The organism is Geminicoccus harenae, assembly GCF_019800005.1.
Taxonomy (GTDB): domain Bacteria; phylum Pseudomonadota; class Alphaproteobacteria; order Geminicoccales; family Geminicoccaceae; genus Geminicoccus; species Geminicoccus harenae.
Genome location: NZ_JABGCL010000012.1, coordinates 75,474 through 99,847, shown reverse-complemented (window position 1 = coordinate 99,847; position 24,374 = coordinate 75,474). Strand labels below are relative to the sequence as shown.

Genomic DNA, 24,374 nt, shown 5'->3' with positions numbered 1-24,374 from the left:
ATGGCGGGATCATGGCGCGCGGGAGACGACGATGTCCAGTTCGCGAATCTTCTTGCGCAGCGTGTTGCGGTTCATGCCGAGCAGGTCGGCGGCGCGGAGCTGGTTGCCGCGGGTGACCGAGAGCGCCTTGCCGATCAGCGGCCGCTCGATCTCGCGCAGCACCCGGTCATACACCCCGTCGGGCGGCAGGCCGCCGTCGTGGGCCTTGAACCAGCGCTCCAGGTGGCGCTCGACCGCGGCGGACAGGGTCTCCTCGACGACCGGGGCATCGCCGCCGCCGGCCGGCTGGCCGCCCTGGGCGCCCGCGGAGGGCCGGTCCCCGGCCTGCTCCAGCTCGGACGCGATGGTGTCCTCGGCCAGGATCTCGTCGGTGTAGAGCACCGCCAGCCGCCGCACGAGGTTCTCCAGCTCGCGCACGTTGCCGGGCCAGGGATGGGCTTTCAGCCGGATCATCGCCTCCGGGGTCAGGCTCTTGATCGCCAGCCCCTCGGCCGCCGCCTTGGCGAAGAAGTGCTGGACCAGGGCCGGGATGTCGTCGGCCCGCTCGCGCAACGGCGGCAGGCGGATCGGCACGACGTTGAGGCGATAGAACAGGTCCTCGCGGAACAAGCCCTGGGCCACCATCTGGCGCAGGTCGCGGTGCGAGGCCGCCACGATGCGCAGGTTGGTCTTGATCGGGTGGGTTCCGCCGACTGGCAGGAACTCACCCTGCTGGAGCACGCGCAAGAGCCTTGTCTGAGCTTCCAGCGGCATGTCGCCGATCTCGTCCAGGAACAAGGTGCCGCCATTGGCCTGCTCGAACCGGCCGACCCGGCGGGCATGGGCGCCGGTAAAGGCCCCCTTCTCGTGGCCGAACAGCTCCGATTCGATCAGCTCCCGGGGGATCGCCGCCATGTTCACGGCGACGAACGGGCCGTTGCGGCGCTTGCCGAACTCGTGCAGCGCCTTGGCGACCAGCTCCTTGCCGGTACCGCTCTCGCCCGCGATCAGTACGGTGAGGTCGGTGCCGGTGAGGCGCGCGATGATCCGGTAGATCTCCTGCATGGCCGAGGAGCGGCCGATGATCGGCAGGTTGTCGTCCAGGCCGCTCAGGACGTCGGCCGCGGCACCGTTGCGGCGCTTGGGCTGGGCGAGTGCGCGCTGCACCGCGGCGGTCAGGTTGCCGAGGTCGAAAGGCTTGGGCAGGTACTCGAACGCACCTCGCTCGGTGGCGCGCACTGCAGTCAGCAGCGTGTTCTGCGCGCTCATCACGATCACCGGCAGGTCCGGCCGGGTCGCGCGGATCCTGGGCAGGAGGTCCAGCGAGTTCTCGTCGGGCAGCATCACGTCGGTGATGACGAGGTCGCCCTCGCCGGCAGCGACCCAGCGCCACAGGGCCGAGGCGGCCGAGGTCGCCTGCACCCGCCAGCCCTGCTTGGCCAGCGCCCGGCTGACCACGGTGCGGATGGCGGCGTCGTCCTCGGCCAGGAGGATCGTCGTGTCGTTCATCGGGAAGCGGCCTCTTCGGTATCGCGTGCGCCCCGGCCGGCGGAGCGGTTGGCCGGCAGGCTGACGCGGAACACCGCGCCCGGGTCGCCGGGATGATGGGACACGACCCCGCCATGGTCGTGGACGATCTTGGCGACCAGCGCCAGGCCCAGCCCGGTGCCGCGCGGCTTGCTGGTCACGAACGGCTCGAACAGATGATCGGCCACGTCCGGCGCCACGCCCGGCCCGTCATCCTTCACCTCCACCGTGATCGGCAGGTGCAGCCGCTCGCGCGAGGTGCCGAGCGCCATGCGCCAGCCATGCTGGTAAGTGGTGGTGAGCGTGATGGTGCCGCCGTCCGGCTGGGCCGCCTCCGCGGCGTTCTTGACCAGGTTCAGGAACACCTGGATCAGCTTGTCGCGGTCGCCCTCCACATGGGGCAAGGACGGGTCGTAATGCTCGACGATCCGGTGGCGCCGGGCGAAGCCGTGCTCGGCGATGCGGCGGACATGCTCCAGCACCTGGTGGATGTTGACCGGCCGGCGCTCGACCGGCCGGCCGGCGTTGAACTCCTCCATCCGGTCGACCAGCGCGCAGATCCGGTCGGTCTCGTCGCAGATGAGCTGGACCAGCGGCCGGTCCTCCTCGGGGATGGCGGGTTCCAGCAACTGGGCGGCGCCGCGGATCCCGGAGAGCGGGTTCTTGACCTCGTGGGCGAGCGTGGCCGCGAGCGTGGCCACCGAGCGGGCGGAGCCCCGCTGCACCCGGTGCTGGTCGAGCCGCCGCGCCACCGAGCAGGGATGGAGGATGACCAGCACATGGCCCGGATTCTCCACGATCGGGCTCATATGGCTGTCCACCAGGACCGTCTCGCCCTTGGACAGAGCCAGCTCGACGCCGTACTCCGACACGGACGCGCCCCCGGTCGAGACGTGCCGGATCAGGTCCAGGATAGTGGCGTGCGCCGGCATGAAATCCGACAGCGGCCGGCCGACCAGCACGTTCAGGGAGGCGCCAAACAACTGCTCCGCGGCGGGATTGACCGTCACCAGCCGGGTGTCGCCGCCGACCACGAAGAGCGGGCTCGGCAGGTTGGCGAGCAGTTGCGCGGCGCTGACCGATACCGGCTGTGCCGTCTGCGCCGACCGTTCCATTACCATTGCGTTGCGCACCGTATGAGCAGCCCAGCGTCTGTGCCCGTTCGATAGGCAGCCTATCCGGGCGATTATCGCTGCGCAAGCGAGGCCGACACCTGACGGCGCATCCTGCCGATGCGGAAGAATCATGTGGCGGCGCCTGGGCGCAGCGGCTCACTCCGGGTAACCTTCCGGCCATGTCCAAACCCGACTGCATCGTGCTCGTCGTCGCCGCCGGCCAGGGCGAGCGCTTCGGCGGCTCCCGACCCAAGCAATATCTGGAGCTGGCGGGCGAGCCGGTCCTGCGCCGCGCCATCCGGCCGTTCCTGGCCCACCCGGCCATCGCCGGCATCCGCGTGGTGATCGCACCCGGCCAGGAGGAGCTGTACCGTGAGGCCACGGCCGGCCTGCCGCTGCTGCCGCCGGTCGAGGGCGGCGCCACCCGCCAGGCCTCGGTGCTGGCGGGGCTGGAGTCCCTCACGGGGCAGGCGCCGGCCCGGGTGCTCGTTCACGACGCGGCGCGGCCGCTGGTGACGGGGGCACTGATCGACCGGGTGCTGGCAGGTCTGGACGATGCCGACGCGGTACTGCCGGCCCTGCCCGTGGTGGATTCCCTGCGCTCGGTCGAGGGCGGCGTGGTCACCGGCGAGGTGGCGCGCGACCGGCTGGTGCGCGCCCAGACCCCGCAGGGCTTCCGCTTCGAGACGGTGCTGGCGGCACATCGCCGTCATGCCGGGGCGGGCGGCATCACCGACGATGTCGAGCTGGTCCGGCGCTCCGGTGGCAAGGTCGCCTGGGTCAGGGGCGAGGAGGAAAATCTGAAGGTGACCCATCCCGACGATCTGGTTCTCGCCGCCCGGCTGCTGGGTGGTGGCCAGCGCCGCTATGCCACCGGCCTGGGCTTCGACATCCACGCGGTCGCGGCCGACCGGCCGCTCTGGCTGGGCGGGGTGCAGGTCCCGGCCCCGTTCGGCCTGGCCGGCCATTCGGATGCCGACGTGGTGCTCCATGCCCTGACCGACGCCCTGCTCGGCACGGTGGGTGCCGGCGACATCGGCGTGCATTTCCCGCCTTCGGACGAGCGCTGGCGCGGTGCCGCCTCGGACCAGTTCGTCCGCCACGCGCTGGCGCTGGTGGCCGAGCAGGGCGGCCGGCTGGAGCATGCCGACCTGTCGATCATGGCCGAGCGGCCGAAGATCGGCCCGCACCGCCAATCGATCCTTGCGAGTCTCGGCCAGATCCTGGGCCTGGAGCCCCGGCGGATCGGGCTCAAGGCCGGCACCATGGAGGGGTTGGGTGCGGTCGGCCGCCAGGAGGGCATCGCTGCACAGGCGGTCGTGACGGTCAGCTTCCCGTCGTGATGGCCAAGGGGGTGGAGATGCTCGTCACCTGGTTCGGCAGCGGCTATCTCAAGCCCGCCTCGGGCACCTGGGGCTCGCTGGCGGCCCTGCCGTTCGGGATCGCGCTGCACTGGGCGTTCGGCCCGATCTCCTTATGCGTGCTGGCGCTGCTGCTTTACGGTGCGGGGGTGGTGCTGGGCGGTGTCTACCTGGTCACCGCGGAGCACCCCGACCCGGACGACTTCGTGCTGGACGAGGTGGTGGGACAGTGGCTGACCCTGGCCGCGGCACCGCTCACCGTGGCGGGCGTGGTCATGGCCTTCCTGTGCTTTCGGGTGCTCGACATCGTCAAGCCCTGGCCGGCATCCTGGATCGACCGCAAGGTGCACGGCTCGCTGGGCGTGATGACCGACGACCTGGTGGCCGGCATCTATGCCGGGATCCTGGTGCTGCTGGCGGGAGCCTATCTCTAGATGATCACCATCGATCCGGACCTGCTGGACAGGGCACAGCGGCTGCTCGCGGCCTGCCGTGCCCGGGGCCTGAGCTTGGTTACCGCCGAAAGCTGCACGGGCGGGCTGATCGCGGGCGTACTCACCGCCGTCCCGGGCAGCTCCGACGTAATCGACCGGGGCTTCGTCACCTATTCCAACGAGGCCAAGACGGCGATGGTGGGCGTGCCGGACGAGCTGCTGGCCGCCTATGGCGCGGTGAGCGAGCCGGTGGCACGCGCAATGGCGAGTGGCGCGCTGGCCCATTCGGCTGCCGGCCTCGCGGTCGCCGTCACCGGCATCGCCGGGCCGGGCGGCGGCAGCGCGGCCAAGCCCGTGGGCCTGGTGCATCTGGCAGTCGCCGCCAGGGACGGAAGGGTCGTCCACGAACGGGTCGTCTTCCCGGGCGACCGGGCCGCTGTACGCGCGGCAACCGTGCTGCGCGCCCTCGACCTTCTGGAGCAGCTGGCCGGCTGAGCCCGGGTGGGGGGAACCAGGGCTCAGCCGGTCGCGGCCGACCGGAAGGATGGACCGGACATGCCGCCGGTCCGATCCCGCCGGGAATGATGAAGCCGCCACGCGAGGACAATCATCGATCGCTCGTATCAAATAGTTCCTCGGTCGTGGCGGCTTCGGCTTGGGGCGATCCAACTATCACGGCGTGATTCCATGTTTTTCCGCCCCAATTTCTTGTCGTGGCGTCAGCCTCGCCGGCCTCCATGAAGATCGAGCCGGGCCGGTGGTGACACCCTTGGATGCCGCATCGACGTTGCTGGTCCCGACAGAAGCCGCGCTTCTGGAACAACCGGCACCATGACTGCTCTGGCCGGGCAACCGGCCACCGCCAGCATGGACCTTGTCGCAGCCCTCCCTGTCGTCACCCTGGCCCTTCTTGCCGCTGGCAGAAGGGCCTTCTGATATCGTCAACACCTGGGCCTGCCGCTTATTCCATTTCCGTTTCCCGACGATGCGCCTTTTTTGGCCGGCGGCGAACGGAATAGCGGCAGGCGTGGAATAAACTGCCGCTCCAGGTGTTGACGAAGATAGGACGTTCGTGAGCGGCGCTTCGGGCGGAGCTGGCGATGTCGGCAAGGGGTAGCGCTCATCCGCCGGGTCGACCGGGTGGCGCATGGACTTCCTGACCGAGCTCGAGAGCTGCGTGCCGAGCCTGCGCCGCTACGCCCGGGCATTGCTCCGCGATCGCGACGGCGCTGACGACCTCGTGCAGGACTGCCTGGAACGGGCGCTCAGCCGCAGGCATCTCTGGCGTGGTGGAGAGGGCCTGCGGCCGTGGCTGTTCCGCATCCTGCACAACATCTACGCCAACGAGATCCGGAGCCGCCGGGCGCGGCCGGTCTTTCAGCCGATCGACAGCGCCGCCGATCTGCCGGCCGGCGGCAGCAGCCACGATGCCCGCATCGAGCTGCGCGAGATGGAGAGGGCCTTGAACCTCCTGCCCGAGGAGCAGCGCTACATCGTCCTGCTGGTGGCCCTCACCGGCCTGTCCTACCAGGAATGTGCCGACGCCCTGGGCGTGCCCATCGGGACGGTGATGTCCCGCCTGTCCCGCGGCCGTGAGCATCTGCGCAGGTGCCTCGCGGGCGAGGCCGGGCCTTCCCTCCGGAGGGTCAAGTGAGCGCCCCGCCCGAACCGGTCGGCGAGGCGGATCTGCACGCCCATGCCGACGGCCGCCTGTCACCGGAGCGCGCGGCGATCGTGGCGGAGTGGCTGGCACACCATCCCGAGGCCCGCGAGCAGGTCGCCCTGTGGCAGCGCCAGAACGAGCTGATCAGGGAGTTGCACGGTGAGCCGCCCGAGGCCCTGCCGGCGAGGTTGCGACCGAGCATGTGGGTGCTGGGCCGACGCCGGGCGCTCCGACGTCTGGCCATGGCTGGGGCGGTGGGGCTGCTGGCCGGCGGCGGTGCCGGCTGGATCGGCCGCGGCCTCGTGTCGCTATCCGACACGGAGGGAGATGGCCTGGCGCGCGAGGCGGCACGGGCACATCGCGACCTGGCGGAGGCCGCACCGCTTGAGCCCGGGCCGGACGGCCAGACGCGGCTGCTCGCCTGGCTTGCGCAGGAACTCGGGCATCCGGTGCGCGTGCCGGATCTGTCGGGGGTGGGCCTGCAACTTCTAGGTGGGCGGACGATCGTGGGCGGCAGGGACAATAAGGCTGTCCAGCTCGTCTACGAGGACCTGGCGGGCGCCCCCTTTACCCTCTACCTCCTTCGGGCTGACCGGTCGGCACCGCCCGAGTTCCGCTTCTTCCGGTCGGGCGAGGTGAATCTCTTTTATTGGCCGGAAGACGCGCTGCGTTGCGTGCTCGTCGGTCCCGCCGACCCCGACCATCTGTTCGATCTCGCCCTCGCCGCCTACGACGAGATGGAGAAGGACCGGCACACGGCGGTCAACCACGTGACGCCCTAGGCGAGTCGGCCCAGGCTCAGACGGCGCCGGCCCCCACGCCGCCTGCGCGGGTGTGCAGCTCGATCAGGTCGCGGCGGAGCTGGGCGAACGCGAAGGCCACCGCATAGAGGCTCTGCAACTGCTCGATCGTGAGCGTGCGCATCACCCCTGCAGCGCGCAGCTCGCCCAGGCTCTCGTCGATCAGGCGCAGCGCCGTGTCGATCCCGGCCGGGTCGGGCGGCGGCTCCCGCCGCACCACCGCGTCTGCCAATGCCGTCAGGTTGTCGCGCAGCCGGGCAGCCGCGTCGCGGAGGGGCTCGCCCAGGATAGCGGCGGCGGCTTCGGGCAATGGCCGCAGGGTGGCGCGGCCCAGGAGCAAGATGCTGGTGTGCAGGCGGCGGATGCCTGCCACCAGCGCGTCCGGGTCGCGCTCCTCGGTGAGCTTGGCCAGCCGTTCGCGGCGCGCCTCCTCGGCCAGCCCCTCCAGCTTGGCGATCATGGTGCGGATCCTGCGGTGGCGTGGGCGCAGGGCAGCGTCGTCACGGGCGCCCGACAGGCCGTCCAGGAGCGGCTCGAACATCAGCGCCATCTGGTCCAGCACGTCGTGGGCCGCATCGCGCAGGTCGCGATGCGCCCGCGCCGGCAGCACGGTCAGCGCCACCCCGACCCCGATCAGCCCGCCCAGCGCGATCTCCAGCACCCGTTCGGCACCGAGTTCCAGCGGCGGAAGATGGTTGGGGCCGATCAGCATCATGGCGGCCGTGACCGGGGCGATCCGGAAGACCGGACTGGTGGCCGAGGCGAGCGTGGTGGGCAGCAGCGCCAGGAGGAAGGTGCCGATCCCGGCTGGTCCGGGGGGCGGCAGCACCACCACCGCCAGCAGGCCGCACAGGGCGCCCAGCATGGTCGCCAGCAACCGGTCGCGTGCCGCCTTGAGCGAGCCGCCGACATTGCTCTGGGTCACGATGATCGCGGTGATCACCGCCCAGAAACCCTGCGGCAGCCCCAGCAGATGGACCAGCACATGCGCTGCGAGCGCCGACGTCATCAGCCGGACGGCGAGGCGCCATTGCGCGGCCCGGTCGATGACCATCCGGTACCAGGCGCGGATCCTGTCGCCGGCCCGCCCTGTCCAGGAGGCTGCCCCGCCTCCCCCCGGATCACCGCTCATCCCGGCCGCCTCCCTTGCCTGTCCCGGGTCACCATGGATGGGTTGACCACATTGCTGCCAGGGAGACAGCGGGCTCCGCATGGCAGGGTCATGCCGGCAGGAATGGGAGGCTTCGCGCTTCAGGCCGGGCGGAAGCAACCGGCGGGAGCAAGGCCCGGCGGCTTCTTCAATCCTCGAACTGGTAGGCGACCTCTTCGAAGCTGTCCGTCGGGAAGATGAACAGGAAGCGCAGCGGCGATGAGCCAGCACTGCTCGTGCGATGCCAGGCACCGGGCGGGATGAATACCAGCCGGCCCGGATAGAGCTCGTGTACCGCGCTCCCGATCTCGACCTGCCCCCGGCCCTCCAGCACATGATAGACCTCGCCCGGCTCGTGCCGGTGCAAGGGCAGGACGCCGTCGGGCGCTATCTCGGCCAGTCCCATGCTGATGGCACCGGTGGGCGTGCGTTCTGCCGAGAAGACCAGCTTCCACTGGACCGCGCTCTCGGCCTTCAGCCCTGGATCCTGCCAGGTCTCCCATCCGAGGTCCTCGAGGTCGATGACGGTTGCGGTCGTGCCTCCGGCCTTCGTATCGCCCGGCAGCGCGTCCGGCGTGTGCCGGACGTGCTCATGCCCGCTCAAGCGTTCTCGCCCGCTTTGCCGCCGGTGGAGTGTCGGTGGTGGACGTCCAGTTCCCCGCCGCCGGTCGACACGCGGCTGCGCTCCTCACCGCGCTTCTGGGCGGGATGAGGTCCACGCTCCTGGGTCTTCTCCGGATGCTTGCGGTTCTCGTGGCTAGCACCTGGGCCGCCGATCCTCTGGGTGTTCTCGTGCTTGTCCGGCATGAGCGCCCGTTCCTCTCGCTGGTGACCCGGCCATCTGCTCTGCCGGCTCCACGATGGCGGGGGCAGACGCGCGTTGGCCGGCTGTGCGAACTAAGCCGTTTCGCTGGAAGCGGGTTCCGCTCATCCCGACAATCGAGCGTCCGGGGGTCGATGCTCATCCGCCTGGCGTGGCAACGCGCGGATTGACCGGCCCGTGCTCGGCAGGGCAAGCTGCGGTACCTTACATACAAGCCGCGAAGGCACCGTTGGGTGGGTCGCTCCAGGAAGGGCGGCCGTGACGATCAGGAAGGCCGAAACCATGTCCAATCGCTTGCTGAAGGCGCTGGTGGTCGGGGTATCGCTGCTCGCCGGTGTGCCGGCCGCTCAGGCCGCCGAGTTCACCATGCGGTTCGCCACCGCCAGCCCGCCGATCGAGAACAATTTCTCCTGGACCCACCTGGAGGTGCTGGCGCGCGAGATCGAGAGCCGGTCCGGCGGGCGGATCGAGGTCGAGATGTATCCGGGCGCGCAGCTCGGCGGGATCGAATCCCTGGTCAACCAGGTGAAGGACGGCATCCTGCAGGCCTGCGACCCGGCGGATGGCCATTTCGCCTCGACCTTCCCCGACATCCAGGCCTTCGGCGTGCCCTATCTGTTCGTCAACCGCGAGGTCGCCTGGCGGGTGCTGGACGGGCCGGTGGGCGAGCAGATGCGCGAGCGCATGGCCAGGGAGGTGGGCCTCCGGCCCCTGTTCTGGTCGGAGAATGGCGGCTTTCGCCACTACAGCTCGGCCAGCAAGGAGATGAAGTCGCCCGACGACATGGCCGGCATCAAGATGCGGACCATGAACCATCCGCTGCACATGGAGATCGCCAAGAGCCTCGGCATGTCGCCGACCCCAATCGCCTGGGGCGAGCTCTATACCGCGCTGCAGACCGGTGTGGTGGATGGCCAGGAGAACTCCATCCCGACCTTCATGGTGCCCAAGCTCTACGAGGTGCAGAAGAACATGGTGCTGGACGGGCACGTCTACAGCATCAACACGGTCGCCATCAACGAGGCCTGGTACCAGAGCCTGCCGGACGACCTGAAGGGCGTGATCCGCCAGGCGGCGCAGGTGGCGCTGGAAACCAATCGCGGCCTGTCGGTCGCCAACGAGGCGTCGGGGCGGGCGTTCCTGGAGAGCGAGGGGGTCTCGATCTACGAGCCCACCGCCGAGGAGAAGGCGGCGTTCCGCGAGCGGGCCCAGCCCGCGGCGATCGAGTGGCTGAAGACCCAGATGGACCCGAAGGTGCTGGACGAGATCCAGGCCGCGGTGGCCGAGGCCGAGCAGTTCTACGGCTATCGCTGAGCCTGCGTCCCGAAGCTCCGCTACCGGCATCCGGTCCATGTACGAGCGCGCCAGCCGATGGGCGGACCTGGTCAGCCGCGCCATCGAGCTCCTGTGCAACGCGATCCTGGCGACGATGACCCTCGTCATCGCCGCCCTGGTCCTGTCCCGCAACCTGCTGGGCTTCTCCTTCTCCTGGTCGGAGGAGCTGACCCGGTTCCTGCTGGTCTGGCTCAGCATGCTGGGCGCCGCCGTGCTCTTGCGCCGCGACGACCATATCAGCCTGAACCTGTTGCAGGACCGGCTGGCGCCCAGAAGCCGGCTGGTCCTGGACCTCCTGCTGCGCCTCCTGGTCCTCCTGTTCCTCCTGATCCTGGCCCAGCAGTCCTGGACCGCGGCGCTGGCCCGCCAAGTCACCCATGCCCCTGCGCTGGGGGTCAGCCTGTTCTGGCCCTATCTCGCCATCCCGGTGGCGGCGGTGCTGATGATCCTGGCGACCCTGGTCAATCTGTGGGGCGACGTGCTCCGGCTCACCGGTCGCCTGCCCATGCCGGACCGGGCGGCCTGACCCCATGGACATCACCGGCTTCATCGTCGTCTTCCTGCTGCTCCTGGCACTGGGACTGCCGATCGCACTCGTGATGCTGGTCTCCTCGACCGCCTATTTCCTGTTCTCGGGCAACCTTTTGTTCCTGCGCATGCTGCCGGAGAAGATGTTCGCCGGAATCGACGTGTTCGTCCTGATGGCGATCCCGTTCTTCCTGCTGACCGGCGAGATCATGAACCGGGCGCAGCTCACCGACCGGCTGTTCGACTTCTGCAACCTGATCGTGGGCCGGATCCGCGGCGGCCTGGCCCAGGTCAACGTGGTCTCCAGCCTCCTGTTCGCCGGCGTGACCGGCGTGGCGCTGGGCGACATCGCCAGCCAGGGGCGGATGTTCATCTACGCCATGGAGCGCCAGGGCTATGACCGGCCCTTCTCCGCCGCGATCACGGCGGCGACCTCGCTGGCGGGCGCCATCATCCCGCCATCCACCATGATCATCGTCTATTGCGCGGTCACCAACGTCTCGGTGGGGGCGATGTTCTCCGCCGCGATCCTGCCGGGCATCCTACTCTGCCTGGTCCAGATGGCCCAGGTCCAGTGGATCTCCTGGCGCAAGCAATATCCCAAGGTCGAGGTGGAGGTGACGCCGAAGAAGCTCCTGCTGGGCTTCCGGGACGCCTTCTTCGCCATCGTCATGCCGATCATCATGATCCGCGGCATCATCATGGGCTGGTTCACCCCCACCGAGGCGGCCGCGGCCTGCGTGGTCTACTCGCTGGTGGTGGGTTTCTTCTTTCTGCGCACCCTGAAGATCGCCGACCTCGGGCCGATCCTGTCGGTGGCGTCCATGGACACCGCCCGGCTGTTCTTCATCATCGCCGGCGCCTCGGCGATGAGCTGGGTGTTCGCCATGGAGAACCTGCCCATGGTGGTGAAGACCATGCTGGCCGGGGTCAGCACCGACCTCGTCACCGTAGTGTTGCTGATCAACCTGTTCTTCCTGTTCTGCGGGATGTGGCTGGACGCCAGCATCTCGATCATCCTGTTCGCGCCGATCGTGACGCCCCTGGCGGTGGCCGCCGGCCTCCATCCGGTCCAGCTCGGCATCATGCTGATCGTGAACTGCGTGCTGGGCCTGATCACGCCGCCGGTCGGCAACGTCCTGTTCGCGGTGGCCAACATCGCGAAGATCGGGGTGGGCTCGCTCACCCGGGCGATGCTGCCCTACATCCTGAGCGGTGCCGCCACCGTCGTCCTGATCGGGCTCTGGCCCGACCTGACCCTCGCCCTGCCCAGAGCCTTCGGCCTGATCAAGCCCTGAGGAATCCCGATGAAGATCACCGCCGTGACGATCCACGACGTCGACTATGGCCGGGACTTCCACACCTTCTGGAACCCGGTGATCGTCCGGATCGACACGGACGAGGGCATTTATGGTGCCGGTGAGCTGGGCCTGGCCTACGGCACCGGCACCAAGGGCGGCATCCACATGATCCGCACTCTGGCCGAGACCTTCCTGATCGGCGCCGACCCGTTCCGGATCGAATCGATCTGGGAGACCTTCTTCCGCCGCACCTTCTGGGGCCAGGGCGGCGGGCCGATCATCTATGGCGCGATGTCCGCGATCGACGAGGCCCTTTGGGACATCAAGGGCAAGGCGCTGGGCGTGCCGGTCTATGAGTTGCTCGGCGGGAAGTTCCGCGACGAGATCCGGGTCTATGCGAACGGCTGGTACACCGGGCTGAACGCGCCGGAGGAATATGCCGAGGCGGCACTCAAGGTCGTGGCGGACGGCTACGACGCGCTGAAGTTCGACCCGTTCGGCACCACGCCGGAAGGTGAATGGCGCTATCCGCGCCGGCATATCGAGCGGGACTGGGCAATCATGGCGGTCAGGCGCGTCGAGGCGGTCCGCGACGCGGTGGGCCCCGACGTCGACATCCTGCTCGACCTGCACGGCAATCTCGGCACCACGGATGCCATCACCTACGGGCGGATGCTCGAAGCGTCGCGACCGTTCTTCTACGAGGAGCCGGTCGACCCCATGAACGTCGCCTGCATGAAGAAGGTGTCGGCGAACGTGAAGATCCCGATCGCGGCCGGCGAGCGGCTCTACACCCGCTACCAGTTCCGCCCCTATCTGGAGAGCCAGGCGCTCGACATCCTTCAGCCGGACATGGGCCTGTGCGGCGGGATCACCGAGGCGCGCAAGATCGCGGCTTATGCCGAGACCTACAATCTCCACGTCCAGCCGCATAATTGCGGCGGCCCGGTCTCGACCGCGGCCGGCGTGCAGCTCGATGCGGCCATCCCGAACTTCATCATCATGGAATGGTTTCCCTACTGGACCGACGAGCGCTACGCGATCGTCACCGATGCGCTCGAGCACCGGCAACGGAACAGCCGCTACCGGATCCCCGAACGGCCGGGGCTCGGCATCGAGCTGAACGACGACTATTTGGCACGCTTCGACAGGCTGGTGGTGGGAGGCCGGGCATGAAGATCACCGGCCTCACCATCTGGGACGTCGACTACGGCCTCTCGCACAATGTCAGCCAGCACCCAGTGATCATCCGGATCGACACCGATGCTGGTATCCATGGCGCCGGCGAGGTGGGCCTGGCCTATGGCGATGGCAACCGCGGCGCCATCCACACCCTGACGCAACTGTTCGAGCGGCACCTCAAGGGCCAGGATGCGCGCCAGATCGGTGCCATCTGGGACCGGCTCTACCGCAAGACCTTCTGGGGCCAGAGCCCCGGCCCCGTCCTGTTCGGGGCGATCAGCGCCATCGACAACACGCTTTGGGACATCAAGGGCAAGGCCCTGGGTCGGCCGGTCTGCGACCTGCTGGGCGGGCGGATGTGGGACGACATCCGGCTCTATGCCAATGGCTGGTTCACCAGGATGGCCAAGCCCGAAGAGGCGGCCGAGCGGGTCCTCCAGATCCAGGAAGAGGGCTATACCGCCTGCAAGCTCGACCCGTTCGAGATGAACAAGGCCGGCCAGTTCGAGTTTCCCGACCGGCACATCCCGCGCGACTGGGCGCTGCTGGCCGTGGACCGGGTCCGGGCGATCCGGGAGGCGGCCGGCCCCGACTTCGACATCTGCCTGGACATCCACGGCAATCTCGGCACCACCGACGCCATCACCTATGGGCGGATGCTCGCCGAGTACCGGCCGTTCTTCTACGAGGAGCCGGTCGACCCGGGGAATTTCGATTCCATGGTCAAGGTCGGGGAAGCGGTGCCGATCCCGATCGCCGGCGGCGAGCGGCTCTATACCCGCTACCAGTTCCGCCCCTTCATCGAGCGCCAGGCGCTGGACATCCTCCAGCCCGACATCGGCCTGTGCGGCGGCATCAGCGAGATGATGAAGATCGCCGCCATGGCCGAGGTCTATAATCTCCATGTACAGCCGCATAATTGCGGTGCCCCGGTGGCGACCGCGGCCGCCGTCCATGCCGTGTTCGCCATGCCGAACTTCATCATCCTGGAGTGGTTTCCCTACTGGCCGGACGGCCGCTACGACATCGTGGCCGAGCCGTATGAGCGGAAAGCCAGGAACGGCCGGCTGGCGGCACCCACGGCACCCGGCCTCGGCATCGAGCTGAACGAGGCCTATCTGAACCGGTTCACCAAGCTGGTCCTGACCGGCTGAAGAAGCAGAAGCCACGCCTGTTCCGGGGCTTGGCCTGCAATCTGAAATGGCTAACAGGAGCGCAACTCTTCTGCGTGCGGCGCGTTAGGTTCCTTTGAGGGGACCGTCTGCTGGGCCGAGCCCGGCAGGCACGCACAAGGAAGGGCCGGCGCATGAGCAAAGTCACCATCAAGCCCTACGAGAGTCCGGCAGGCGGCTGGGGCTCGGCGCAGTCGGTGATGCGCCATGTCGGCCGGGAGGGCGTGGCCAGGGTCACCGCGGCCCTGCCGCACCAGAACAAGACCGGCGGCTTCATGTGCGTGAGCTGCGCCTGGGCGAAGCCCGCCGATCCGCACCCGGCCGAGTTCTGCGAGAACGGGGCGAAGGCCACCGCCTGGGAGCTGACCACCAAGACGATCGGCCCCGAATTCTTCGCCAGGCACACGGTCACCGAGCTGCTCTCCTGGCCCGACCACGACCTGGAGGAGGCCGGCCGGCTCACCCAGCCGCTGCGCTACGACCGTGCCAGCGACAAATATGTCCCGGTCGGCTGGCCGGACGCCTTCGTCGAGATCGGGCGCGAGCTGCGCGCCCTCGATCCCCATGCCGCGGTGTTCTACACCTCGGGTCGCGCCTCGCTCGAGGCGTCCTACATGTACCAGCTGTTCGCCCGGCTGTTCGGCAGCAACAACCTGCCGGACAGCTCGAACATGTGCCACGAATCGACCTCGGTGGCCCTGCCCAAGAGCATCGGCGTGCCGGTCGGCACGGTGGGCCTGGAGGATTTCGAGGACACCGAGTGCCTCCTGTTCTTCGGCCAGAACGTCGGCACCAACAGCCCGCGCATGCTGCACCAGCTCCAGAGCGTGAGCCGGCGCGACGTGCCGATCATCACCTTCAATCCTTTGCGCGAGCGGGGGCTGGAGCGGTTCACCAACCCGCAGAGCCCGACCGAGATGGTCCTGGGCCAGGAGACCCGGATCAGCTCGCACTACTTCCAGGTGGAAGCGGGCGGCGACATCGCGGCGATCATGGGGATCTGCAAGGCGCTGATCACCCTGGACGACGAGGCCATGGCCAAGGGCCAGCCTCTGGTGCTCGACCACGCCTTCATCCGGGAGCACACGCACGGCTTCGAGGCATTTGCCGACAAGGCGCGGGCGGCCAGCTGGAAGGAGATCGAGCATCATTCCGGCCTGAAGCGAGCCGACCTCGAGGAGACCGCCCGGATCTACGCGCGCTCGCAGGCGACCATGGCCATGTACGGCATGGGCCTGACCCAGCACCGCAAGGGGGTCGAGACCGTGCGGATGCTGGTCAACCTGCTCCTGCTCAAGGGCAATATCGGTAAGCCGGGGGCAGGCATCCTGCCGGTGCGCGGCCACTCCAACGTGCAGGGCCAGCGCACCGTGGGCATCGCGGAGAAGCCGGAGCTGGTGCCGCTCGACCGGCTGAAGGAACTCTATGGGTTCGAGCCGCCGCGCTGGGAAGGCTTCAGCACGGTGGATGCCTGCGAGGGCATCGTGAAGGGCAGCGTGCGGGCCTTCATCGGCCTGGGCGGCAACTTCGTCCGCGCGGCACCCGATCGGGACCAGCTGGAGGAAGGCTGGCGGAAAATGCGCCTGAACGTCCAGGTCTCGACCAAGCTCAACCGCAGCCACCTGGTGACCAGCGAGATCTCCTACATCCTGCCCTGTCTGGGCCGGACCGAGACCGACCAGCAGGCGACCGGGCCGCAGGTCGTGTCGATGGAGGACAGCACCGCGCGCATCCATGGCTCGCGGCCGGTCGCGACGCCGATCAGCGAGCATCTGCGCTCCGAGCCCGCGATCGTTGCCGGGCTGGCCAAGGCGACGCTCGACCCCAACCCGAAGGTCGACTGGGACGCCTGGGTCGCCGACTACAGCAAGATCCGCGACGCGATCGAGGCCACCTACCCCGACGACTTCAAGGACTTCAACCAGCGGCTCTTCCACCCCGGCGGCTTCGCCCGGCCGCTCGCTGCCCGCGAGCGCAAGTGGAACACCGATACCGGCAAGGCCAATTTCGCTGTGCCCGAGGGCATGACCAGCCACGGGCTGGACCTGACGGAGGACATGCTTCGGCTGATCACCCTGCGCAGCAACGACCAGTTTAACACCACGATCTACGGCTATCGCGACCGGTTCCGCGGGGTGGAAGGCACGCGGATGGTCGTGTTCGTGAACCCGGACGACATGGCGCGCCTGGGTCTGGCCGAGGGCGAGACGGTGACCCTGGTGGGCGAGTCGCACGATCAGGTCCACCGGGAGTTCGGCGGGCTGCGGGTGGTCGGCTACGACATCCCGAAGGGCTGCATCGGTGCCTATTATCCCGAGTGCAACGGGCTGGTCCCGATCTGGCACCATGCCGAGGAGAGCAAGGTGCCGGCGGTGAAGTCGGTGCCGGTCAGCATCCGCAAGAGCGGCAATGGCGCGATGCAGGCCCAGCCAGGCTGAGCATTGCGCCCTTTCCGCTCCTCATGACGTTGGCCGGCTCCGGAGTTCCCGGGGCCGGCCGATCCGCGTTCATTGACCCTCGGCCGGCTCAGGCTCAGGCGCGTTCTCGTCCCGGGCCTTGCTGATCAATTCGGCGCATGGCGCATCCTCGGCAGTGCCGATGTCGATGAAGGGCAGGAAGGAGGCCAGTGGCGTCAGCACGATGCCGACCGCGACGGCGGCAGCGCCACGGACGATCGCGGGCGTCGGATCGGGCATGACGCTGGGCTCGCCGAAGCTGCCGCGGATATAGACGGGTGCAGGTGACGCGAAGATGCTGGTGTCCTTGGGGTGAGGCTCGAAATCCAGCTGGATCGCCTCGGTGGACAGGTTCACGCCGCCTTTCGCGGTGATCACGCTGTCGGTGGTGTCCAGCACGATGTTCTGGCTGCGCGCGATACCATCCGCCACCTGCAGATCGACGACCATGCAGCGCACGCCGAACAGGCGCTCGCCCGATCCGGGCTCGGTTCCCCCGAACAGGACGGGCAGGATCTCGGCCGGATCGAGGCCCAGCGCCTCGATCAGCAATGCGGTGATCTCGCCCTTCTCCATGATGACCGCCATCTGGCCCTGGCTCGTGTCCAGAACGCTGCGCAGGCTGTCGCCCTCGCCTTTCAGCGCGACCCGGGCCGACATCCGGCCGCTGCCATACTGCTCCAGGTCGAACTCGCCGAGGAACCGCTGCAGGTCCAGGCCGCTGCCGGAGAGGTCGAGCTCGACCGCCGGCGGATTGCGCTGGCCATCCGCCGCGAGATAGCCATCCACCGTAGCGCCCGCGATCCCTGCCTTGAGCGGATCGATGCGCAGGCGCCCTTCCTCCATGAACAGATGTACGTCCACGTCGTCGAGCGGCACGCCCTGGGCGCGGATCCGCTTGCCGCGGAAATGGACATCCGCGTCGACGGCATCCCAGGCATCCGCATGGAGCGAAGGATCGGGGATGACATGGGGATCGTCCTCCTCGGCCTGCGCCTGCTGTTCCTGCTCGGGCGACGCCGTCTCGCCGGGGCCCGCCTCCGGTGCCTTGCCGATCAGGCCGCTCAGGTCATCCAGATCCAGGCTCTCCGAGGTGAGGTCGGCAAAGACCTTCGGGCGTTCCTCGCCCGGTGTGAACGCGGCTGAGCCCGCGATGTCGCTGTCGCCGACCCGGCCGTGCAGGTTCTCCAGCCTCGCCTCGCCGTTGCGGTAGGTGAGGTGGCCGTCCAGGTCGAAGGGGGGAATTTCCGGTACCGGCACGCCGACCATCTCCATGGCCCTGGAAAGGTCCTGGGCGGCGATGTCGGTCTGCAGATCGACACCCTCCAGGCTGGCCGGGTCGGCGATCGTGCCGTCCAGGGCCACCCGCGACTGCCCGATGGTCAGCGTGCCCTGGACCGGGAACGGCTGCTCGGACCCGGCGAGCATCCGGTAGGAGCCGAAGGTGCCGTCCAGCTTCACGGGAAGGTCGTTGACCTGCCCCTCCCCCTGCAGCTTCATCCGGTCGCCTTCCCCCTGCGACTCCGCCGCCAGGCTCAAGGTCGACGCGATGTCCCGGCCGGACTGGGCATCGCGGTAGGTGACCTCTGCATCCCGCACCGTCAGCTTGCCGACGAAGGGCAGTTCCGCACGGTCATCGGGTGCCGCTTCCGCGGCCGCCTCGGCCGCCTCCGCTTGCTGCTCGGGACCGACCTGCCAGTTCGTCCGGCCCTGCTCGTCCCGCTCCAGATGGACCACCGGCCGGTCGACGGTAACCTCGGGGATCGTGATCTGCCCCTCGTTCAGGAAATCCTGGACGTCCAGGCTGGTCTCGACGCCGCTCACCGAGAGGAGCTGCCCGGCCTGGCCGCTCCAGCCGGCGTTGGTCACCTTCAGGTCCTGGGCATTCGTGCGCATGAGCCAGCCGGCCTGCTGGTCCGGGCCTCCCTCGGAGTTGGCGGTCAGGCTGGCGAGGCTCGCGGAGAACTCCTGGTCGGCCTGAGCATCGCGATAGGCAATCTGCGCGTCGCGCACCGTCAGCCGGCCGACATAGGGCAGGCTCGGCGGGCCGGAGGCTTGATCGTCGGCAGCGGGCTGATCCTGCTGCCCTCCGAACTGCCAGTTCGCCTCGCCCTGCTCGTTGCGCTCGAGGCTGGCGACCGGGCGATCCAGGGTCAGCTCGGGAATGGTGATCCGCTGCGCCGTGATCAGGTCCCACAGGTCCAGGCTCGCCTCGACGGTCTGGACCGTCGCCATGTCCCCCCGGTCGCTCCACTCGGCGTTGCCGAGACGGACGTCGTGGGCACGGATCCTGATGATCCAGCCGCGCTCGATCTCCAGGTCGCCGGCGATCCGGAACGGCCGGCCGAGCGCGGAGCTGACCGCCCGCTCCGCATATGGCTTGAGGACGTTCGGATCGACCGTCCAGAACGCGACGGCGGCGCCGCCCACCAGCAGCACTACCAGGACCGCCAGCCCGATCAGGATCTTCTTGACCATCCAGGCCTCCGCTGCCCCATGCCCGCCCGTTCGGACACGACCCGCTGGTCATTAATCCGTCAGGGCGCCGCTCGTTGCCGAAGGCCGCGGACTTTCTGCGCTGGAGGCCGGGTCAGCCGGGCAGGTGGCCGCCGTCGACGAGTGCCTGCCGGGTGCCGGCCAGTGCGTCGCCCAGCCGGTCGAGCAAGGCCGCGACGTCCAGCCGCTCCCGGCTCCGCCGTTCCAGCTCGCGGGCGATCCTGCCGATGCCGGTCAGGCCGAAGCTGGGTGCCGAGCCGGCCAGGCGATGGGCCAGCCCCGCCAGGTGCTCGGGATCCTCCTGCTGGTCCAGCATCTCGGCATAGACGGTCACGGCGGTCTGGATTGCGCTCTGGAGGAACTGCGTGAACCGCTCGGGCCCGACCGCCGCCTGGAGCTTGGCCAGGAGCACGGCATCGATCAGCTCGCCTGGAGGCTCGTCCACCGGCAGCTCGGCCGGGCCCTGGACGGAGCCGCCGATGCCGCCAAGGGCTGCCAGCAGCTCCGGCCAGACGAACGGCTTGCTCAGCACCTGGTCCATGCCCGCGGCGAGGCAGCGCTGGCGCTCCTCGGCCATGACGTTGGCGGTCAGGCCGAGGATCGGCACCCGGCTGGCGGCTGCCTGGCTGGCGCGGATCCGGCGGGTCGCCTCGATCCCGTCCATGACCGGCATCTGCACGTCCATCAGCACGACGTCGAACGCCCGCTCCTTCAGCTTCGCGACCGCCTCGGCACCGTTCTCGGCGAACTCGACCCGGTGGCCATGGCGCGTCAGCACGGTCTGGAGCAGGTCGCGGTTGACCGCCACGTCCTCGGCCACCAGCACGTCCAGCGCTTTGCCTCCCGGCACCGCTTCGGGTGCGGCACTCGCCGGCCGCACGGCGCCGGCACCGAGCGGTACGTAGACATGAAAGGTGCTGCCCTTGCCCGGCACGCTGTCCAGCGTGATCTGCCCGTCCATCGCGGCGATCAGCCTGCCGCAGATCGCGAGGCCCAGGCCGGTGCCGCCATAGTGGCGGCTGGTCGAGATCTCCGCCTGGCTGAACGGCTTGAACAGATCGGCCTGCCGTTCCTTGGGAATGCCGATTCCGGTGTCGGCGACCACGAAGTTCACCCGCCACCCGGCCTCGCCCGCCGGGCCGAGCCGGACCCCCAGCCGGACCCCGCCCTCGCTCGTGAACTTCAGCCCGTTGCCGATCAGGTTGACCATGACCTGGCGCAGCCGGGTGGGATCGCCCCGCAGCACCGGCAAAGGCCCGTCCGGCAGGTCGAAATCCAGTCGCAGGCCGCGATCGGCCGCCTGCGGGCCCAGAATGGAGCGGAGCTGCTCCACCAGCTCCTCGAGGGTGAAGTCGACTTCCTCCAGGGCCAGGCCGTCGGCCTCGATCCGGGAATAGTCCAGGATCTCGTTCACCACGTTGAGCAGGTGGCGCCCCGACGTGCGGATCGCACTCAGATAATGCGCCTGGCGGTCGGTCAGCGCCTCGTCGGCCAGCAGATCGACCATCCCCAGCACGCCGGTGAGCGGGGTGCGGATCTCGTGGCTCATCGCCGCCAGGAACGTCGAACGGCTGCTCGCCGCAGCCTCGGCCAGACGCCGTGCCTCCTCCGCCTCCGCCGCGAGCCGCCGTGCCTCCGCCTCGCTTTCCTCAAGCGCGGTCATGCTCCGGTACAGGGCGAGGATCCCGCTGACGCTCGCCGCCAGGTCGACGAGGTCGCCCAGTTCCTCCGGCCGGAGCTGGCGCGGGCGCGTGTCGGCGATGCATAGCGCGCCGAGCACATGGCCGTCCTCGGCGCGCAACGGGATGCCGGCATAGAAGCGCACGCTCATGGCGCCGGTGACCATCGGGTTGGTCGCCGTGCGCGGGTCGAGCTGCGTGTCCGGGATCACCAGCGGCTGGTCGGGATCGAGCACCGCATAGGCGCACATGGAGTGCATGGGCGGCGTCTGGCTGCCGGCGGGCAGGCCCACCGCCGACTTGAGCCATTGCCGGCTCTCGTCGACCAGGCCGACCAGCGCGATCGGCACGTTGCACCGCCGCGCCGCCATCCGGGTGATCGCGTCCAGCCGGGGATCGGCTGGCGTGTCCAGGATCCGGCCGGCCCGCAGCGATTCCAGGCGCAGGTCTTCGTCCGCGGGTATCGGTGCTGCCGGCAATCACTCCTCCACGCCAAGGAACCCACCCTCCAGCCGGAGGGGTGCTGCCCGGGCACCGCCGCCCGGACGGACGAACCGGACCCGGAAGATGCAGGGCACTGCCGGGCAGGAACATCCGACGCCACAGCGGTGAATCCAGGATGCACCCGGTCCCCGTAGAGGTTCCCGTTACATTTCCCGAAATGTAATAATAATTCAACCGGATGATAGCTTAAGGACAAGCGGCGGTCAGTAGGTGGCCCGGCCGCCGGACAGGTCGAATACCGCCCCGGTCGTGAACGAGTTCTCCTCGCTCGCCAGCCAGGCGATCATCGCCGCCGCCTCGCTCAGCTCCAGGAACCGCCCGCGCGGGATCTTGGCGAGCATGTACTCGATGTGCTCGGGCGCCTGCTCCATCGCCCCTGGCGTGCGCGCCACGGCCGGGGTCACGCAGTTCACCGCGATGTTCGCCTTGGCCAGTTCCTTGCCCAGCGACTTGGTCATCGCGATCACCGCGGCCTTGGCCGAGCTGTAGGCCGCCGCATTCGGGTTGCCTTCCTTGCCGGCGATCGAGGCGATGTTGACGATCCGGCCATAGTCCTGCGCCAGCATCACCGGGGCGACGTGCTTGCAGCAGTAGAAGGTGCCGTTCACGTCCACGTCGATGACGCTCTTCCAGGCATCGCTCGGATAGTCGGCGAGCGTCGCGTTCGGCCCGACCAATGCCGCGTTGTTCACCAGGATGTCGATCCGGCCGAACCGGGCCACCGTGTTCCTGACCGCGGCCGCCACGCCGGCCTCGTCGGCGATGTCGACCACCTCGCCATGGACCCGCTCGGCCCCGGCCATGGCGGCGAACTCCGCCACCGCCTTGGCCAGCCGATCGGCGACCACCTCCCAGACGACCAGCTTCGCCCCGGACTCGAGGAAGCGCCGGCCGACCACCTGGCCGATGCCCTGGGCGCCGCCGGTGACGATCGCGACCCGGTCGGCGAGGTTGATGGCGTTGATCTGCATGGCTGTCCTGCCCCCTCCTGGCTCGTTGCGCCGCGGCGCCTCGCGCGGTCTAGCCGCACGAGGCGCCTGGCCCAAGGGGGCAAGGGCTTCGCCTCAGAAGCCCAGCACGTGCGGCAGCCAGAGGCTCAGCCCCGGCAGGTAGGTGATCAGGCCCAGCGCCACGAGCAGGCCGAGGAAGAAGGGCCAGACCTCACGCAGGATCTGCCCCATCGTCACCCTGGCGATGGTGATGGAAACGAACAGCAGCACGCCCACCGGCGGGGTGAGCTGGCCGATCACCAGGTTGACCAGCAGCACGATCCCGAAATGGACGAGGTCGATCTGCAGGGCGGTGAGCAGCGGGATCAGGATCGGCACCAGGATGATCATGACCGCGATGGTCTCGACGAACATGCCGACGACCAGCAGCGCCACGTTCAGGATCAAGAGGATCACCCAGGGCTCGGAGCTGAGTGCCGTGAGCGTGTTCACCACGAGCTGCGGCGCCTGCTCGATGCCCAGGATCCAGCTGAACGGCGAAGCGGCACCGGCGATGATCAGGATCACCGCGGTCTCGCGCGCCGTGGTGGTCAGGATGCGCGGCAGGCTCGACCATTTGAGGGTGCGGTAGACGAAGATGCCCACCAGGGCCGCGTAGAGGGCGGCCACGCCGGCGATCTCGGTGGCGGTCACCGCGCCCAGGCGGAAGCCCACGATGATGATGACCGGCATCAGCAGCGCCCAGATGGCGCGCTTGAAGGTGGTCCAGAGCACGCTCGCCCGGAACTCGCCGGAGGTCGGGTAGTTGCGGACCCGCGCCAGCACCATGATCACGCTCGCCATCGCCCCGGCCATGATCACGCCCGGGAGCAGGCCGGCGATGAACAGCGCCCCCAGCGAGACATTGGCCTGCCAGGCGTAGAGCACCATCAGGATCGAGGGCGGGATGATCGGGCCGAGCGTGCCGGCCGAGGCGGAGAGTGCCGCACCGAACGCCCGGCTGTAGCCGTTGCGCTCGAGCTGCGGGGTCAGCACCCGGGTGGTGGCGGCAGTGTCGGCGATCGACGAGCCGGAGATGCCGGACAGGAACACGTTGCCGACGATCGCGGTCTGCGCCAGGCCGCCGCGGATATGGCCGACGATCGCGCGGGTGAAGGCGAACAGCCGCTCGCTGATCCCGGACTCGTTCATGAGCGAGCCCGCCAGGGTGAACAGCGGCACGGCCAGCAGCGGGAAGGACTGCAGCCCGGCGAAGACCCGCTGGACCACCAGCGAGAGCGGGATGCCTTCCTGCCAGATGACGAGGCCGGAGGACGCGATCATGGCGATGGCGACCGGTGTGCCGACCGCGACCAGCACGGCGAAGGCGAGGACCAGGACCAGCATCAGATCGCTTCCTCTTCAGCGGCCCCGATCAGGTCGTCCGGCCAGAGCGTGCGCTTCAGCCCGTCGCAGATGGCATGGCGCAGGATGTGGATGCAGGAGAGTGCCGCACCCGCCGGCACGGCGCTGAGCGCCCAGGCCGAGGAGATGCGCATCATCGGCGTGGGCGAGCCGGCCATGGTCATGGTGAGCTGGATGCCGAACCAGACCAGGCCCAGGAGCGTGACCATGGTGGCGAACACCGCGATCGTGCCGAGCAGGCTCCGCCACCGCTCGGGCAGCACCACCAGGAGCGCATCGACCCGCAGATGCATCCGCGCGCGAAAGCCGCTGGAAAGGCCGACGAACAGCATCCAGGTGAACACGATGACGATGAATTCTTCCGACCAGATCAGCGGGTCGCTCAGCACGTAGCGGAAGAACACGGCGGCAATGACGAGGCCGGCGACGATCGCGTGCGACACGGCGAGGAACAGGTCCTCGCCGCGCGCCAGCGCATCGTCCAGCCGCACGAGCCAAGCGGCGGACATGGATGG

21 protein-coding genes are annotated in these 24,374 nt (G+C 68.9%); 11 read left to right on the top strand and 10 right to left on the bottom strand.

The annotated features are described in order from the left end of the window. Positions 1-9: 9 nt before the first annotated feature. Positions 10-1,488: a nitrogen regulation protein NR(I) gene (ntrC, locus tag HLA95_RS13400; RefSeq protein ID WP_222183618.1), complete on the bottom strand. Its 1,479-nt coding sequence runs from the start codon at positions 1,486-1,488 to the stop codon at positions 10-12. Next, positions 1,485-2,621, bottom strand: coding sequence for a two-component system sensor histidine kinase NtrB (locus HLA95_RS13395; protein WP_222183616.1), 1,137 nt, complete (start codon positions 2,619-2,621; stop codon positions 1,485-1,487). The genes ntrC and HLA95_RS13395 overlap by 4 nt, the downstream gene beginning before the upstream one ends. Positions 2,622-2,800: 179 nt before the next feature. Here HLA95_RS13395 and HLA95_RS13390 point away from each other — a divergent pair, with 179 nt between their 5' ends. The 5 genes from HLA95_RS13390 (at position 2,801) to HLA95_RS13370 (ending at position 6,861) form a co-directional block, all read left to right on the top strand. After that, a complete protein-coding gene (locus HLA95_RS13390; protein WP_222183614.1) occupies positions 2,801-3,964 on the top strand; it encodes a bifunctional 2-C-methyl-D-erythritol 4-phosphate cytidylyltransferase/2-C-methyl-D-erythritol 2,4-cyclodiphosphate synthase in 1,164 nt (387 codons plus the stop codon). After that, positions 3,964-4,416 (top strand): phosphatidylglycerophosphatase A family protein, encoded by a 453-nt coding sequence (locus HLA95_RS13385; protein ID WP_222183612.1) that lies wholly within the window; start codon positions 3,964-3,966, stop codon positions 4,414-4,416. The genes HLA95_RS13390 and HLA95_RS13385 overlap by 1 nt, the downstream gene beginning before the upstream one ends. Further along, a complete protein-coding gene (locus tag HLA95_RS13380) occupies positions 4,417-4,911 on the top strand; it encodes a CinA family protein (protein ID WP_222183610.1) in 495 nt (164 codons plus the stop codon). It abuts the gene before it with no gap. A gap of 652 nt (positions 4,912-5,563) precedes the next feature. Continuing rightward, positions 5,564-6,070 carry a sigma-70 family RNA polymerase sigma factor gene (locus tag HLA95_RS13375; RefSeq protein WP_191062258.1) on the top strand — a complete coding sequence of 169 codons (507 nt, stop codon included), beginning with the start codon at positions 5,564-5,566 and terminating at the stop codon, positions 6,068-6,070. Continuing rightward, complete coding sequence (locus tag HLA95_RS13370; RefSeq protein ID WP_222183608.1) at positions 6,067-6,861, top strand: anti-sigma factor family protein; 795 nt, start codon at positions 6,067-6,069, stop codon at positions 6,859-6,861. Before HLA95_RS13375 ends, HLA95_RS13370 begins: the two co-directional genes overlap by 4 nt. Positions 6,862-6,877: 16 nt before the next feature. Here HLA95_RS13370 and HLA95_RS13365 read toward each other — a convergent pair whose 3' ends face one another. The 3 genes from HLA95_RS13365 to HLA95_RS13355 all read right to left on the bottom strand — a co-directional run bounded on the left by HLA95_RS13365 (position 6,878) and on the right by HLA95_RS13355 (position 8,836). Then, positions 6,878-8,011 carry an FUSC family protein gene (locus HLA95_RS13365; protein ID WP_222183607.1) on the bottom strand — a complete coding sequence of 378 codons (1,134 nt, stop codon included), beginning with the start codon at positions 8,009-8,011 and terminating at the stop codon, positions 6,878-6,880. A 166-nt stretch (positions 8,012-8,177) separates the two neighbouring features. Then, positions 8,178-8,633 (bottom strand): cupin domain-containing protein, encoded by a 456-nt coding sequence (locus HLA95_RS13360; RefSeq protein WP_191058408.1) that lies wholly within the window; start codon positions 8,631-8,633, stop codon positions 8,178-8,180. After that, positions 8,630-8,836 (bottom strand): hypothetical protein, encoded by a 207-nt coding sequence (locus tag HLA95_RS13355; protein ID WP_191058407.1) that lies wholly within the window; start codon positions 8,834-8,836, stop codon positions 8,630-8,632. Before HLA95_RS13355 ends, HLA95_RS13360 begins: the two co-directional genes overlap by 4 nt. A gap of 298 nt (positions 8,837-9,134) precedes the next feature. On the opposite strand from HLA95_RS13355, the gene HLA95_RS13350 reads away from it, so the two are divergent. From HLA95_RS13350 to HLA95_RS13325, 6 genes are all read left to right on the top strand, one after another. Then, positions 9,135-10,166, top strand: coding sequence for a TRAP transporter substrate-binding protein (locus HLA95_RS13350; protein WP_191058406.1), 1,032 nt, complete (start codon positions 9,135-9,137; stop codon positions 10,164-10,166). A 37-nt stretch (positions 10,167-10,203) separates the two neighbouring features. Further along, positions 10,204-10,713: a TRAP transporter small permease gene (locus HLA95_RS13345; protein WP_191058405.1), complete on the top strand. Its 510-nt coding sequence runs from the start codon at positions 10,204-10,206 to the stop codon at positions 10,711-10,713. A 4-nt stretch (positions 10,714-10,717) separates the two neighbouring features. Then, complete coding sequence (locus HLA95_RS13340) at positions 10,718-12,013, top strand: TRAP transporter large permease (protein ID WP_191058404.1); 1,296 nt, start codon at positions 10,718-10,720, stop codon at positions 12,011-12,013. A 9-nt stretch (positions 12,014-12,022) separates the two neighbouring features. Further along, positions 12,023-13,192 carry a mandelate racemase/muconate lactonizing enzyme family protein gene (locus HLA95_RS13335; RefSeq protein WP_191058403.1) on the top strand — a complete coding sequence of 390 codons (1,170 nt, stop codon included), beginning with the start codon at positions 12,023-12,025 and terminating at the stop codon, positions 13,190-13,192. After that, positions 13,189-14,352: a mandelate racemase/muconate lactonizing enzyme family protein gene (locus HLA95_RS13330; RefSeq protein WP_191058402.1), complete on the top strand. Its 1,164-nt coding sequence runs from the start codon at positions 13,189-13,191 to the stop codon at positions 14,350-14,352. Before HLA95_RS13335 ends, HLA95_RS13330 begins: the two co-directional genes overlap by 4 nt. 152 nt (positions 14,353-14,504) lie before the next feature. After that, the gene (locus tag HLA95_RS13325; protein ID WP_191058401.1) at positions 14,505-16,808 is read left to right on the top strand and encodes an FdhF/YdeP family oxidoreductase; all 2,304 of its coding nucleotides are present in this window, start codon (positions 14,505-14,507) and stop codon (positions 16,806-16,808) included. Between the two features lie 69 nt (positions 16,809-16,877). Here HLA95_RS13325 and HLA95_RS13320 read toward each other — a convergent pair whose 3' ends face one another. The 5 genes from HLA95_RS13320 to HLA95_RS13300 all read right to left on the bottom strand — a co-directional run bounded on the left by HLA95_RS13320 (position 16,878) and on the right by HLA95_RS13300 (position 24,368). After that, entirely contained in the window at positions 16,878-19,304 is a 2,427-nt protein-coding gene (locus HLA95_RS13320; protein WP_191058400.1) for an AsmA family protein, read from the bottom strand. A gap of 112 nt (positions 19,305-19,416) precedes the next feature. Next, complete coding sequence (locus tag HLA95_RS13315) at positions 19,417-21,480, bottom strand: GAF domain-containing hybrid sensor histidine kinase/response regulator (RefSeq protein WP_222183605.1); 2,064 nt, start codon at positions 21,478-21,480, stop codon at positions 19,417-19,419. A 228-nt stretch (positions 21,481-21,708) separates the two neighbouring features. After that, positions 21,709-22,476 carry an SDR family NAD(P)-dependent oxidoreductase gene (locus tag HLA95_RS13310; protein ID WP_191059913.1) on the bottom strand — a complete coding sequence of 256 codons (768 nt, stop codon included), beginning with the start codon at positions 22,474-22,476 and terminating at the stop codon, positions 21,709-21,711. A gap of 93 nt (positions 22,477-22,569) precedes the next feature. Further along, positions 22,570-23,841: a TRAP transporter large permease gene (locus HLA95_RS13305; protein WP_191059912.1), complete on the bottom strand. Its 1,272-nt coding sequence runs from the start codon at positions 23,839-23,841 to the stop codon at positions 22,570-22,572. Further along, positions 23,841-24,368, bottom strand: a complete 528-nt coding sequence (locus tag HLA95_RS13300) for a TRAP transporter small permease (RefSeq protein ID WP_191059911.1) — start codon at positions 24,366-24,368, stop codon at positions 23,841-23,843. Before HLA95_RS13300 ends, HLA95_RS13305 begins: the two co-directional genes overlap by 1 nt. Positions 24,369-24,374: the final 6 nt, after the last annotated feature.